At 43.5% G+C, this 13,362-nt stretch carries 18 protein-coding genes; 7 read left to right on the top strand and 11 right to left on the bottom strand.

What is annotated here, in order from left to right:
• The first annotated feature begins 72 nt into the window (after positions 1 to 72).
• Both arfB and VIN08_RS16165 read left to right on the top strand, forming a co-directional pair.
• Positions 73 to 474, top strand: a complete 402-nt coding sequence (gene arfB, locus VIN08_RS16170; RefSeq protein ID WP_331967152.1) for an alternative ribosome rescue aminoacyl-tRNA hydrolase ArfB — start codon at positions 73 to 75, stop codon at positions 472 to 474.
• Positions 475 to 564: 90 nt separating this feature from the next.
• Positions 565 to 1,341: a hypothetical protein gene (locus tag VIN08_RS16165; protein WP_331967151.1), complete on the top strand. Its 777-nt coding sequence runs from the start codon at positions 565 to 567 to the stop codon at positions 1,339 to 1,341.
• Between the two features lie 70 nt (positions 1,342 to 1,411).
• On the opposite strand, the gene VIN08_RS16160 is transcribed toward VIN08_RS16165, so the two are convergent.
• Complete coding sequence (locus tag VIN08_RS16160; RefSeq protein WP_331967149.1) at positions 1,412 to 1,990, bottom strand: hypothetical protein; 579 nt, start codon at positions 1,988 to 1,990, stop codon at positions 1,412 to 1,414.
• 475 nt (positions 1,991 to 2,465) lie between these two features.
• Between VIN08_RS16160 and VIN08_RS16155 the strand changes: the two genes are divergently transcribed.
• Both VIN08_RS16155 and VIN08_RS16150 read left to right on the top strand, forming a co-directional pair.
• Positions 2,466 to 2,669, top strand: a complete 204-nt coding sequence (locus VIN08_RS16155) for a YwbE family protein (protein ID WP_331967148.1) — start codon at positions 2,466 to 2,468, stop codon at positions 2,667 to 2,669.
• A 5-nt stretch (positions 2,670 to 2,674) separates the two neighbouring features.
• Complete coding sequence (locus VIN08_RS16150; protein ID WP_331967146.1) at positions 2,675 to 2,896, top strand: VF530 family protein; 222 nt, start codon at positions 2,675 to 2,677, stop codon at positions 2,894 to 2,896.
• A gap of 11 nt (positions 2,897 to 2,907) precedes the next feature.
• Here the strand turns inward: VIN08_RS16150 and VIN08_RS16145 are convergent, their stop codons facing one another.
• From VIN08_RS16145 to VIN08_RS16130, 4 genes are all read right to left on the bottom strand, one after another.
• Positions 2,908 to 3,414: a DinB family protein gene (locus VIN08_RS16145; RefSeq protein ID WP_331967145.1), complete on the bottom strand. Its 507-nt coding sequence runs from the start codon at positions 3,412 to 3,414 to the stop codon at positions 2,908 to 2,910.
• Between the two features lie 45 nt (positions 3,415 to 3,459).
• A complete protein-coding gene (locus tag VIN08_RS16140; protein WP_331967143.1) occupies positions 3,460 to 4,275 on the bottom strand; it encodes a helix-turn-helix domain-containing protein in 816 nt (271 codons plus the stop codon).
• Positions 4,276 to 4,373: 98 nt separating this feature from the next.
• A complete protein-coding gene (locus VIN08_RS16135; RefSeq protein WP_331967141.1) occupies positions 4,374 to 4,757 on the bottom strand; it encodes an SRPBCC family protein in 384 nt (127 codons plus the stop codon).
• Positions 4,758 to 4,877: 120 nt separating this feature from the next.
• A complete protein-coding gene (locus VIN08_RS16130) occupies positions 4,878 to 5,387 on the bottom strand; it encodes a hypothetical protein (protein WP_331967139.1) in 510 nt (169 codons plus the stop codon).
• A gap of 164 nt (positions 5,388 to 5,551) precedes the next feature.
• On the opposite strand from VIN08_RS16130, the gene VIN08_RS16125 reads away from it, so the two are divergent.
• A complete protein-coding gene (locus VIN08_RS16125) occupies positions 5,552 to 5,710 on the top strand; it encodes a hypothetical protein (protein ID WP_331967138.1) in 159 nt (52 codons plus the stop codon).
• A 45-nt stretch (positions 5,711 to 5,755) separates the two neighbouring features.
• On the opposite strand, the gene VIN08_RS16120 is transcribed toward VIN08_RS16125, so the two are convergent.
• Together VIN08_RS16120 and VIN08_RS16115 are read right to left on the bottom strand one after the other, a co-directional pair.
• Positions 5,756 to 6,385, bottom strand: a complete 630-nt coding sequence (locus tag VIN08_RS16120; protein ID WP_331967136.1) for a response regulator transcription factor — start codon at positions 6,383 to 6,385, stop codon at positions 5,756 to 5,758.
• Positions 6,386 to 6,582: 197 nt separating this feature from the next.
• The gene (locus tag VIN08_RS16115; protein WP_331967135.1) at positions 6,583 to 7,038 is read right to left on the bottom strand and encodes an SPW repeat protein; all 456 of its coding nucleotides are present in this window, start codon (positions 7,036 to 7,038) and stop codon (positions 6,583 to 6,585) included.
• 342 nt (positions 7,039 to 7,380) lie between these two features.
• Between VIN08_RS16115 and VIN08_RS16110 the strand changes: the two genes are divergently transcribed.
• Entirely contained in the window at positions 7,381 to 8,595 is a 1,215-nt protein-coding gene (locus VIN08_RS16110; protein ID WP_331967133.1) for a DUF1624 domain-containing protein, read from the top strand.
• Positions 8,596 to 8,638: 43 nt separating this feature from the next.
• Here VIN08_RS16110 and VIN08_RS16105 read toward each other — a convergent pair whose 3' ends face one another.
• Together VIN08_RS16105 and VIN08_RS16100 are read right to left on the bottom strand one after the other, a co-directional pair.
• The gene (locus tag VIN08_RS16105) at positions 8,639 to 9,862 is read right to left on the bottom strand and encodes a chorismate-binding protein (protein WP_331967131.1); all 1,224 of its coding nucleotides are present in this window, start codon (positions 9,860 to 9,862) and stop codon (positions 8,639 to 8,641) included.
• Between the two features lie 2 nt (positions 9,863 to 9,864).
• Positions 9,865 to 10,290, bottom strand: a complete 426-nt coding sequence (locus tag VIN08_RS16100; protein WP_331967130.1) for a hotdog fold thioesterase — start codon at positions 10,288 to 10,290, stop codon at positions 9,865 to 9,867.
• A gap of 131 nt (positions 10,291 to 10,421) precedes the next feature.
• Between VIN08_RS16100 and VIN08_RS16095 the strand changes: the two genes are divergently transcribed.
• A complete protein-coding gene (locus tag VIN08_RS16095; RefSeq protein ID WP_331967128.1) occupies positions 10,422 to 11,045 on the top strand; it encodes a histidine phosphatase family protein in 624 nt (207 codons plus the stop codon).
• Here the strand turns inward: VIN08_RS16095 and VIN08_RS16090 are convergent.
• The gene (locus VIN08_RS16090) at positions 11,024 to 12,505 is read right to left on the bottom strand and encodes a hypothetical protein (RefSeq protein ID WP_331967126.1); all 1,482 of its coding nucleotides are present in this window, start codon (positions 12,503 to 12,505) and stop codon (positions 11,024 to 11,026) included. The genes VIN08_RS16095 and VIN08_RS16090 overlap by 22 nt on opposite strands.
• Positions 12,498 to 13,301, bottom strand: coding sequence for a zinc ribbon domain-containing protein (locus tag VIN08_RS16085; RefSeq protein ID WP_331967124.1), 804 nt, complete (start codon positions 13,299 to 13,301; stop codon positions 12,498 to 12,500). Before VIN08_RS16085 ends, VIN08_RS16090 begins: the two co-directional genes overlap by 8 nt.
• Positions 13,302 to 13,362: the final 61 nt, after the last annotated feature.

Here is a 13,362-nt window from a genome sequence, read left to right as displayed (position 1 = left end):
GCTTTGCTATAGATGGCGGTATAAATCCGTAAACACGTTCTTTCCACAGGGGTGGCGTTGTATATTTGTCGGATGGATCCGGCTCTACTATCAAAAGAATTAGCGTTTAGTACCTCTCGCAGCAGCGGACCGGGCGGTCAGAACGTAAATAAAGTCAATACAAAAGTCACCGCGAAGTTCGATGTGGTAAACTCTGCCGTGCTTACACCGGAAGAGAAAGAACTGCTTTTGCAGAAGCTGGCTTCACGCCTTACTACCGATGGTGTACTGATAATTATTTCGCAGGATAAGCGATCGCAGTTACAAAACAAGGAAGAAGCCGTAGCGAAATTTGAGAAAGTAATAACCAAAGCCTTCGAAAAGAAAAAGGCACGTAAAGCTACCAAGCCTTCTAAAGGTGCCGTACAGGAACGCATCAAAAAGAAGAAGAAGCAATCTGAAAAGAAGCAGTGGCGTAGAAATTTGGGTGAATAACAGCGATAGTCTTGTCGTTAATGCCGTTCGGCAGTTTCATTTAATTGATCTCTCGGTATATTTGCAGCGTGATTTAATCTGTAATAATCCATGAGATTAGGACAACTGGCAAGAAAACTGGCAGTAAGACCTGCCGATATAGTTGAACTTCTTGCAACCAACCATATACATGTTGAAGGCGACACCAATACCCGCCTGAATGATGAAGCCTTGCAATTAGCCGTGCAACATTTTGCTCCTGAACGTAAGGAAGAATTGCTGCATACCCCGGAAGAAGAAGTAACAGAAGCCGAACCAGAAGCAACAGCCGAGGTATCTATACCGGCCATTATAGCGGAAGAAGAAATACCGGTTGCACCTGCCGCACAGGAAGCAGCAACAGAAAGTGTTTTGCCGGAAGCTGCCGCTATAGATGAAAAACCAGAGCTGATCAAAGCTACTAAAGTAGAGCTGGCGGGACTGAAGGTGCTGGGTAAGATTGAACTGCCGCAGCCGAAGAAGAAAGAAATCAAAACAGAAGAACAACCTTCAGAAGAGAACGCGGTGCCTGCATCAGATAGTCCGCGCAAGCAACCACGTCAGGGGAAAAAGCCTTTCAAACAGGATCGTCCTGACAATCGTCCGCGTAAAAATCCTGTAGCGATACAGCGCGAACGTGAGCAGCGTGAAGCAGAGCTAAAACGCCAGGAAGAAATCAAGCGCGAGAAGGAACGCAAAACGTTATACTATCAGCAACGCGTAAAAGCATCGGTACCTACCAAGCCTGCACGCCTTGTAAATGAACCCGTAGTAGATATATCGGCTCACGATATGAGTAAAACTCCCAAAACCTGGTTAGGTAAATTCTGGAAGTGGTTCCGATCATAAGTATAGATGAAAGCTAAATAGAAAAGCCACCTCGCGGGTGGCTTTTTTATGTATCTATACCGTTGAAGTATTAGAACTGAACGGTTTGCGTTTTACCATCTTTCGTAGTTACCACGAATGTGATAGCAGCATCAGTTTTAGCACGTACCTGGGCAAGGTTATATACCAAACCAAAGTTGCCGTTAACTTCTACTGTTTGCTCGTGTAAAAGAACATCAGCAGCGAAGATCTTAACCGATACAACATCAGTGCTGTTGCTTACTACGTTCAATATATATTTGTTAGAGTCGTTAGCTTTCTCAGTAACTTTAATGATGCTGGTGAATTTGTTCATGGCATACTGTACTTTTTCAACCTGCTTGCCATTTTTATCTTCCAGTACAATAGTATATTCTCCTTCAGGAAGTTCGCTGAAATTATAAGGACGTACGAATGATGCAACGTTGTTCAATACTTCGGTGAACACAACCTGGTTGTTGCTGTTGATGATCGATACTTTTACTTTACCAGCTTCGCGGGTTTTGTAAAATATTTTGTAAACATGAGCGGTTGAAGTTGACAGAACGGTTAATGAAGCAGGAGAATCAGCAAAAGCAGCTACCGACATCATAACCAGGGCGAAGAACAGAACGGTGATTTTTGAGCGCATATTTTTTTGATTAAAGTGTTTGTGTTTGACAATACAAAGGTGGCGAAAGGAATCAACGCGGCTTTAGCAAAGAGATGCTGCCAGACATTACGTAAGGAAATGTAAGAAGCTGCTGTATCAGGATTTTCTTTTGCAGGAAAGGCCCTTCCAAAAGAAGTAAATTATGTTGACACGAAAGCCGGTAGTCTGTTTTTAGTATTTATCTTATTCGGAATAATATTCTGTTTTGTGGCTTGAAATTGGTCTTATTTTCCTGTTTTAAGCTGTTAAAATCTTGTTTTTGGAATATAATTCTGATGTGTGTTGATGCAAGGTGTGTGTCAAAAACTGAAAGTTTACCCTGAAATTATGCAGTATCGAGCGGATCATACGCTCGGAGCAGCATCTGATCAGGATAACGGTGAAGATATATAGTATAGGTGCGTGCAGGGCAAGGGTTGCTTTACTATGCCCGGTGTTCGTTACCTTTGCAGGCATGAACGGAACAATTCGTGCGAATATAAAGAAGGGCACACCTGTAAAGATTGTACTGAAGAAAGATCAGCGAACGGGTATATTAACCGAAGGTGTAGTGAAAGATATACTTACCAGCGCTCCTGTACATCATCGCGGTATAAAAGTACGCCTGGAAGATGGCCAGATAGGAAGAGTACAACAGATTATACAAGAAGAGGAGTAGGAGCTATGGAGAATCAACCAAACAATCCATTACATGGAATAACACTCGAGATGATTGTACGCCACCTGGTAGATCACTACGGTTGGAGAGAACTTGGCTCGATGATAACGATCCGTTGCTTCAATGAGAATCCCAGTATAAAATCCAGCCTCACATTTCTTCGTAAAACTCCGTGGGCCAGAACAAAAGTGGAAGAGCTGTATCTAAAAACCATTGGAGCTAAATAGACTATAGCTATCTATACCAGGCTTGCAATCTTTACCGTAACTAATAATTGACCGATGTGGCGTTGTGTGTGCTCGGCTGCGTGAAAGAGTAAGCCTTGCACCGTAGAAGGAAGCTGCTTGCGACCAACACCTCGAGCTTTTAAAAGATCTTCTTCATGGGTGTTCTGTAATTGTATCAAGGTTCGTTGCACCTGTTCGCGAAATTTCTGTAGCAACATCTGCGAAGTATATTCAAGGGTAAATTGTCCTTCGGCTGCGAGCGCTTTGAGTTGCTCTTCATTCAGCGCTTCGCCACGGGCGTAGGTACACAGGCGATCAAGCACGCCTGTTAAGTGTTGCAGATGAAATCCAACGGAGGCCATACCTGCCGGTTTCTTCCAGAGATATTGATCGTCAAATCCTTTCAGGGTATTATCAGCTTCTTCTACAGCCTGCAGCAACGCATGGGCAACTGGTTGCAGCAACGCTGGTATATGTTCTACAGGACCGCGTAACCATACTTCCGGTTTTTCACTCATGCTGAAAGATTTTGCTGATAACAAATATAGGAGAATGACAATGGATCAGATAGCGAAATCGCCCGGCTGAAATGCTCCGGGTGTGATGTGAAGAAACTTCTTGAAATCCTTTACCAGGTGCATCTGGTCGAAGTAATGAAAATCGTATGCAATAGCAGACCATTTCTCACCGGGCCGCGCTTTGCGGGCCTGCATTACTTTTTCAAACCGCAGCAGGTTGCTATACATTTTAGGAGAAACACCAACTTCCTTCATAAAACTGCGCTCGAGATTACGACTCGATGCAGGTATATCTTTATACAATTGCGCTATACGACTGGATGAAGTCGCTTCACGGATCATGTTGGCTAAGAGCTCTACCGTGGTTGTATCGACATGCTGGCGGGCAAGTTGTCCTAACAGAAACGGTTCAACGACTTTTATACAGGTTGCTATATCTGTACATTCCAGTAATTGCCCGGTGATGTTGATGATCGAAGGTAAAATGAGCGAAGCATCAACAGCCTGATCACAAAATTCTGACATCGGTATACCGAACAGCTGATATATACCGGTTGGTTTGAAGCGTACGCTAAAGCAAACAAAATCTTCGTTGATTTCGATCCTGAATTTCCGATGGGTACGCGGACCCCGAATAGTACAACGTGTGAATGGAACAGACTCATCGTTAGCACTATAAAATGTCTTGTATTGACCAGCCAGGAAAAAGTCGAGCGAGTTAACTGCGCGACAAGGCATTTCTTTTTGAATGGAACCCGGAGCAGAAAATGTAATACAACGATACGTATATTCCTCTACTACATGGCGTAGCTCCGGTGAGGGATAATGTTTTTCGAGAATAGAAGTAGCAGCAGGTAACATACGATACAGACAATTGCTGTATCGAATTTAGTAATTCTACCCGATTTGACTACTATAAGTCTTCGCAGGTAAAACGAATAACGTATTTCTAGTTGTTTTTATTCCTCGTAAAACTCCTGTAGCGATCCGAAATACATCGAGTTCCATCCGTCCACTATATCTTCATAATCATGGTCAGGAATGTTGGTATGACGCAGTTCCACCGAAGTAGTTCCTCCCTCGGCTTCGTGCAGTTTAATGGTCACGATCGATTCTTCCGGCTGATCTCCAAAATACCATTGCTGCACAATCTTCTTTCCGGGTTCAAAGGCTATATTTCGTCCTACGATGCTACCGTCCCACAACGAAAACTCAGAATCCGGCTCAGTCGACATTTCTGCTTTTTCACCCGTCCACAATTGTATAGTAACCGGATTGGTAAGTGCCAGGTATACATACTCAGGCGTTGCCGGTATGCTATAGTATTTCTTGAAATCTTTCATGCAGCCGTAAAGTTAAATGATATTCCTGAACTGCAGCGAATGTGTTTTGACGGGGCAGGAGAGGAGACAGGTTGCCGATATCAATCTATGATGTTGTAGAAACGGCACTCAATTCTTTCCTTAATAAGACCTGTCATATTTAGAAAGTATACTATGGAATTTTCTTTTTAATCCTGACAGTTGATCGAGACCTTGTTTCTGGATTCTCATTTCTTCGGTATCATGCAGCATCTGTGCAATAGCCGGATGAAAGAGAAGTTCTTCTGTATTGGAGAGGAGAGTGTGCAGATCTTCGTTTAGTATAGACTTCCGTCCATCAAGCAGTTGATCGTTTGTGTGCAGCAAAGTTTCGCGTATAGTAGAATATGTTTTTCGCAGTAACCTGTACGATGCCAGTTTAAATTCCCCTTTGTCTATCTCTTCGAAGAACCCAATATCATCGAGCTGATCGATAAACTTTCGGGCGCTGCTTCGTTCCTGAAGTATAACTTTATTTCTCCGAAATTCTAACAGTAGTTTCACTACCAGACCCACACAGAGCAGAATGGAAAGAATGTGCAAGACCGGATCAGCCAGTAAATTCTTCATTGTTAAATCCAGCAGCACGATAGCTATATTTTGAAAACTCATTTGACCGGACGCGTCTATTTTGTTTAAAGGTATATATATCCAGTGTAAGTTTTGATGAAGAATCTAATACATTTAATTCATCACTTTTTATGCGGTAGTATATATCTAATAAGCAGCATCAATTAGTTGGTAGCATTTAGCGCATTAATGTCTACCTTTAAGGTATGAAAACAAAAGAATGCCCTTCGTGTGCCATGCAGGTAGATCGGAAAAGCAAAATTTGCCCGATATGTCGGTACGAGTTTACAAAGACCAGTCGTGTAGGGCAGATCGTAGCGGTATTGCTGGTGTTGTTGTTTATATACCTGATTCTGTTTCGGTGATACGTATATATATAGCAGTCTATACATTGTAAGCATTTAACAAAATCAGATACGAATCTTTTGTTCAGCGATTTTAGTTATGAGTTCGTTGGTGTTTTTGAGATTGAATTTGCCCAGAATGTTGGCGCGATGTGTATCGATGGTGCGGGGGCTCACTTCCAGTAAAGCTGCTATCTCCTTGGTAGAGTTTCCTTCCATCAGATAGCGAATGATTTCTTTTTCCTTGGAAGTAAGAAAGGGGAGGCCGCGAAAATTTTTCCTATGCAAATTACTGATCAGTCGGTTGGATATCTCCAATGAATAGAATTTTTCTCCCTCCAATATGCGATCTATACCCATCAGCATTTCCGATGGTTCGGAATCTTTGTGAATATAGCCATCGATATCCGATTCCACCGCGCTCATAATATAGCATTCTTCACTGAGCGAAGTAAGGATAACTACCTTAACTGACGGGTTGTTGCTTTTGATATAGCTTGCCACATCGAGCCCACTCTGTTTGTTTAGCGATATATCTATAAAAAGTAACTGAGTATTAAGTGTTGGTACATGTGGTTTGATGAGGTTGAAATTCTTGTATTCACCCACAATTTCGAAGCGGGGGTCGCTTTTGAGAAGCGCTATAAAACCTATACGGGAGAGGGCGTGATCATCAACTACAACTACTTTTACCATGTTAGTAAATATAAACTATTCGAAGTAGTTTGTAAACCAACAATCGTTTGATGATATAAATAAAATATTTTCTTAAAAAGTAGCAATCGTTTGAAGTATATACTTAGGCAAAGTATATACAGGTATATTTCTACTACACCATCTTTAATATAGTAACATTCTGGAGGTAACGCATATAACAGGAAGTATATACCTGCTTATCGGGTAACCCACGGACCCCGCTGTCCTTTTTCCGCTACCCAGGGTTCTTCGGAAGTGCGGGCTTCGTATCCACGTTCAAAAAGCCCGGGTTCATGAAGGCGGCTTTCATCGCTGGAACTGCGGGTAAAGATTGCCAGCATCAGGGCTATAATTCCGGCAGCAACATGTGGAATGTAGACCAACGCATCAAACCCCAGTATCCATGGAGAAACGATCAGGCATATACCCAGTACAAAGTCGAATGTGAGATGAGCTGTAACAGGCAATATCTTGATGAGACCTGCTTCGTATCGGGTAAACAAACTGTATATCATTATACTGATACCAGCAATAACGAGTACCCATGTTTCTTGTCCATAACCCGCAAATCCAAGTAACCAGGGAATCGAGATCAACAAACTCCCCACCAGATAGTCAAGCACGCCATGCACCTTTGTTGAAATAAACTTCATGAACATAAATTTGTCCTGAAAGTAACGAATAGAAACTCCGTAAATTCTATGCCGAAGCAATGAAATCTACAGTAACGATTGAAATCGGGTTTGATGAATGAGCGATGACGATTATTTTCAACGATAAACGCTTTGTTTTCGTAGAGGAGATTGCTCTTCTGCTTCGATAAACTATTGACTTCCAGTTACTAAAATCTATGACCCGAAAAATTTATAGCCAAGATCTGGAAGTGGCGTAAAAAATACCAACCTGTTTCTTGCACATTACGTAAGATGAAGTGAAATATATATATCACCCATTTAATCTAACGCTGAAATTTTTATCAGTAGTTTCACGCCCGTATGAATGCTGCAACCCTGACGCCCCCGAGAACTTTATCTGTTGGAAAATCTTTACGCATCGAATCCATTGATTTACTGCGTGGTATAGTAATGGTAATTATGGCACTGGATCATGTGCGCGATTACTTTCATGCAGATGCTTTTCTGTATAACCCGGTGAACCTGGAGAAGACGAATGTAACTTTATTCTTTACGCGCTGGGTTACTCACTTTTGTGCTCCGGTGTTTGTATTCCTCGCAGGAACTTCTGCTTTTATGGTTGGAAGCCGCAAAGGGAAAAAAGAACTCTCGGCTTTTCTGCTCAAGCGTGGGCTGTGGCTGATCGTTCTAGAATTTACGGTGATCAACTTCGCTTGGTTTTTTAATATACATTTCTCGCTTATCGCGCTCACCGTTATCTGGGCGTTAGCATTCGGTATGATCGCCTTGTCGATCTTTATACACCTTCCTTTCAAATTGATTGTGACACTCGGTATTATACTGGTGGCAGGTCATAATGCATTAGATGGTATACACGTGTCAGGCGAAGGGGCTGATGCATTAGCCTGGTCGTTGCTGCATGAGCAGGGCGGATTTGTCTTTCCGTTTACTTTTGTATTTGTAGGATACCCGATTATACCCTGGACAGGGGTGATGTTGTTAGGCTATTGCTTTGGAACGTTCTATCAATCTTCGTTTGATGCTGAACGCAGAAAGAAGATACTGTTATATATGGGCAGTGGTGCTATAGTGTTGTTTATCCTCCTTCGCCTGGTAAATATATATGGTGATCCTAATCCGTGGAGCGTACAAAGAAACGGAGTTGTCACATTCCTTTCGTTTATGAACGTTACGAAGTATCCGCCTTCGTTGCTATATATACTTATTACGTTGGGACCTGCTTTGGTTTTCCTCGCGATATCCGAGAACTATAAAGGAAAATTGTCGCAGGCGCTGATCTCGTTGGGAAGAGTTCCGATGTTCTATTACATCGCGCATTTATACCTCATTCACATTATAGCCGTAGTGGCGGCACTGGCTACGGGGTATACATTTTCTGACATGACCTTTACTACCTGGGTTACGGATTCACCCGCGTTGAAAGGTTATGGTTTTAGTCTGGGAGTAACGTACCTGGTGTGGATAGGAGTAGTGCTGGCCTTGTATCCACTATGTAAGTGGTATGATACCTATAAACTGAATCACCGTGAGTATTGGTGGTTGAGCTATCTTTAGAAAACATAGGCCGGGAAGAAAGTATCTCTGATTTTCTTCCGGCTTACTTCAATATATTCAGCATGGTGTTGAACTTGATCTCGGTTTCACTCCATTCCCGTTCAGGTATAGAGTCGATCGTAACTCCGGCTCCGGCATATAGTATAGCTTTGCTATCGAGCAATTGCATGCACCGGAGGTTTACAAAGATGTTTGTATTGCCCGATACATTTACCGGCCCGAGAAAGCCCGCATAGAACTGGCGGTTATAGCCTTCGTGTTTCTTTAGAAATTCAAGTGCTGGTTCCAGCGGCATACCGCACACAGCCGAAGTAGGGTGGAGGAGTTGCAACATTACCGAGCCAAGCTGCGGGAAGTCGATCGCCTTCATATCGACAGTGAAATCCGATTTGAGGTGCATGAGGTTTCCGGCTACCACAGTTTTAGGACCGTGCTCATCATACTCCCGAACGCGTATCTTCTTGAAGCAACTGATCACATAGCGTTCTACCAATGCCTGCTCTTCAATTTCTTTTTGCGTCCAGGCAACAGACTTCAGATTTATACCTTCCTGGTAGGGTTGTGTACCGGCCAATGCTACAGTACGAAATATGCTCTTGTCTTCTACACCAACCAGTACCTCGGGTGTCGCGCCCAGCCAGCTCCCGGTTTCCGGAGAGCTTACAAAGGAGATCAGGGCATTAGGATATGACCGGCAGAGGTTCTGAAAAGATTGGACGATGTCGAACTCCAGCGGCAGGTCGATCACTTTTGTGCGCGAAGGCACTATCTTCTCCATAATTCCTTTTTCGATCTCCTGTATGCCTGTAGTTACCAGCGATATATAGTCTGCCACGGTAGGGCTATTGGCAGCCGTATTCTTCGTATGATGAAACGCAGTAGCTTTGGATTGTACTACACGCTGGAATTTCTCTTCGAACCACGTATGCGAGGTGGTTTCTATAGGATGTTCTGGTGCACGCAGCGTGCCATCTGTGAAAGTAAATTTATAGTCGGCCGGTAGAAAAATGGTGTCACTGTTTCGATCGAACGGAGCAAAGATGAAACCTTGCTCTAATTCTTCGAGTACGGTTGCTTCGCGTTTCAGCAATTGAGGCTTGCGCGAGATAACAATGTGTTTTACCGGATCATTAGGAAGCCGCCACACGGCAACTGAAAATTGATTTTCAATGGCATAATTTATAAGGGTTGCCAGGTATTCAGTTTCCCGTTGCAGAGAAGATGAAACTGAAGTTGTTTTGTTTGCGCTCGAAGCTCCGTTTTCCATCCTTAATTCTTTCTATCCAAAACAGCCATGGTAATTCTGCTGATGCATACCAGTTCATTGTCTTCGCTGGTAATACGAATCTCCCATACCTGTGTTTTCTTCCCGATGTGTATCGCTTTTGTTATACCCTTCACAAAACCGCTTCGTGCGCTTTTAATGTGATTGGCATTTATCTCCAGACCTACACAATACTGTTTCGTAGCATCAACACAACACATCGCGGCCACGCTGCCCATTGTTTCGGCCAGGGCTACCGAGGCACCACCGTGTAACAATCCCATAGGTTGATGAGTTCGATGATCAACAGGCATTTTTGCTTCGAGGTAATCTTCCCCTACAGCAGTAAATTCAATACCTATATTTTCGGCCATGGTGTTTGGCGACCATTTGTTGAGAGCTTCAACGGTTACATTTTTGAAAATGCCCATTCTTCGAAAGGTTAAAGTCTGTCGTATAGCAATTTACGAGGCATGTGTCAGATAAACTGATCGTGATAACTGTTTCTGATAACGGATAACTGCCCGCGATTAGCTATACTTGCGCCCAAAATAATGCAAAATTGACCAGCAAAAAAATCTACCTGATCCGCCACGGACAAACCGACTATAACCTGCAGAATATTGTACAGGGCAGTGGTGTTGATACGGATCTGAACGATCGCGGAAGAGCACAGGCGCAGGCTTTCTTTGAAACGTATAAACACATTCCGTTTCAGAAAGTATATACTTCTGTGCTGAAGCGCACGCATCAGTCGGTGAAGAGATTTTTAGAACTGGGACTTCCGCATGAGCAACTTGCCGGACTAAACGAGATCAGCTGGGGCACAAAAGAAGGCTTCAAGGTATCACCTTCGGAAGATGAGTACTATCACTATATGATGAAGCAGTGGCAGTTAGGCAATACATCGCTTCGTATAGAAGGAGGAGAGAGTCCTGAAGATGTTATCGTTCGTATGACGCCTGCTGTAAATCATATTATGAGCAAGACGAATGAAGAGTTGATACTCATTTGTATGCACGGCAGGGCTATCCGCATTTTGCTAACGCACCTGCTGCGCTACCCGCTTAAGAGTATGGATATGTTCGAGCACGAGAATCTGTGCCTCTATGTGCTCAACTATACCGGCTCAGTATTTTCAATTGAGCGATATAACGATCGCGATCATTTACGATCGCTAAGCTGAGCCAGGGCCGACTTAGCTTTACTATCTATACTGTTTTTATACTCGTGCTTCTTATAGCTTAATGCACGCCTGAAGTAATCGCGGGCCAGGGGAATGTTATTCTCCGTTACGGCTATATAGCCCAGTTGCAGGCTTGCGTTGGGAGCAAAATACCAGGGCTCTTCACCATTCAGCTTTATAGTTTGCAGATATTCTTCTTTCGCAGTAGCCAGGTCGTTGGTTTTGTGGGCAACGCGTGCTTTGCGATAGGCATATTCTACTTGGTCGCGTTTGGTGGAGAGCTCTTTTGGTGCTATTGCATTTAGTTGTTTACTGGCTTCTTGGTAATAGCCGCCATCGGTATAATAACGTGCACGCGTCAGTTTAATGTGAGGCAGTTCATCTTCGGCCATGCTTCGCGCAGCATATTTATCTGCTTCGGCCGATTCTTTTCCGAGCGTCTTTGCCTGTTTAAAGACCGCTTTTGCATCGCTGGTGTTTCCGTTCAACCAATAACAAAGTCCTATTTTATAGTTGGCGTCTTTAATATAGTTTACTCCTTTGTAGTTGTTAATGAAAAAACGATACGATGAAATAGCGTTGAGATACTCGGCTTTGTGCAGATATACTTCACCTTTCAGATAGTCGGCATAGTAGAGTGGGAGACTCAGCGGCTGATTGCCCAGGTTGTTCAGCAAGGTGAAGGCCTCTTCGCTCTGGGAATTTTTAATGGCCAATGCTGCTCCCAGAAAGAGTGCCAGTTTATTGGTTGGGTTGCTGCTAAGATCTTTTCGCACTTCTGCTAATCCAATAGCTGGCTGTTGAAGAACAAAACCTTGTGTGAGTGAATAGAGTATACTGGCTTCGAAAGCCAGTACGTGATCTGACTGACTGAAGCTTTCAAGTTCTTTCAACCCTTTATCAACAGAACCTTCCATATTGAGGAGGCCCAATACCCAATCATATTTTTCGGGCACCGACCCGATAATGATTTCCAGTAGCCCGGCCGTTTTATGGATGGCCATATATTTCGGAAAGCGTTTCTTGATCTCTTCCGTTGTTTGATAGGCCTGCCGGAGATTAAGGGCGGCATCAAACTCGTGTCCGTATTTCAGGTACACAAAGGCCCACTGTAAACTGATCTCAGCCTGCAACAGCAGATCATCGGCTGAGGTAAATTTGGTTTTTCGATCCCGTCTCTTTTCAAAGAGGTCTTCGTAGTCTGAGAATTTCTCTCCGTCTTCGGTGATGAGTAACTCCAACGCTTCGGCCAAGGCTATTACATAATGTTCTTGTGCCGTTTCCGGGTTGGGTATAAGTGCATGTGCTTCTTCTGTTTGCAGATTCAGCACAAGGTTATAGGCCTGTTGTGTGGTGGCATTAAAAGTCCACTCGTGCGCATAGCCCGGGAGTAATGCGCATAAAAAAAGGCAAGCGAAAAGGCTTGCCTTCTTATGTAAACAAAATACAATGTTATTCAACTTTCTTTCTGCGGCTTGGTGCAGGTGTAGCAGTCTTAGCGGTTTTAGGTTTGTCGCCTTCATCGAGGGAATCCATATCAACGTCTGCTAAGATACGACCAGAATGTTCATCGATAACAATTTTCTTTTTCTCACGGATCTCAGCGATCTTTTGTGGAGGTATTACAATGTTACAACCTTCAGCAGCGCCACGCACTACGCGTACTACAGCCAGTCCGTTGGAGAGGCTGCCTCTCAGTCTTTCGTAATACTTCAGTAATTTGTCTTCGATTTTCTTAGAAGCCTTTTCACGTTCTGAAAGAAGTCTCTTTTCTTCTTCCTGGCTTTCAGCCAATATATCGTTCAGCTCTTTCTTCTTGTTGTCGAGGTGCTCGCCACGTTCTTTGATCAGCGTATTGGTTTTCTCGATCTCTTCTTTTTTCTGAACGATGCTTTCTTTGCCCTCTTTGATTCGCTTTTCGCAGATCTGAATCTCCAGTTCCTGGAGTTCTATTTCTTTGGTGATGGCGTCAAATTCGCGATTATTCCTAACGTTCTTCTGTTGCTCTGTGTATTTCTTGATAAGCTTCTCAGCTTCCTTGATACCTTCCTTGTGCTTCTTGTTGTTCTCTTCGATCTCCTTTAGCTCAGCCTCGTGGCGGGTAAGGCGAGTCTTGTAGCCTTCTATCTCATCTTCCAGGTCCTGAACCTCGTCAGGCAAATCGCCTCGTAGTTTCTTAAGTTCGTCAAGATTACTGTCAATGGACTGGAGTTTTACGAGCGCTTCAAGCTTCTGTGCGACTGATTGATTTTCCATTCGTTATAGGTAGCTAATTGGATTCGTGACGGTTTTTGAAAAAATGATCGCAAAAGTAGAA

This window comes from Ohtaekwangia sp., from assembly GCF_036568665.1.
In the GTDB taxonomy this organism is placed as follows: Bacteria; Bacteroidota; Bacteroidia; order Cytophagales; family Cyclobacteriaceae; genus Ohtaekwangia.
Note: the sequence above shows the minus strand (reverse complement) of the source record. Positions and strands in the feature narration are given on the sequence as shown.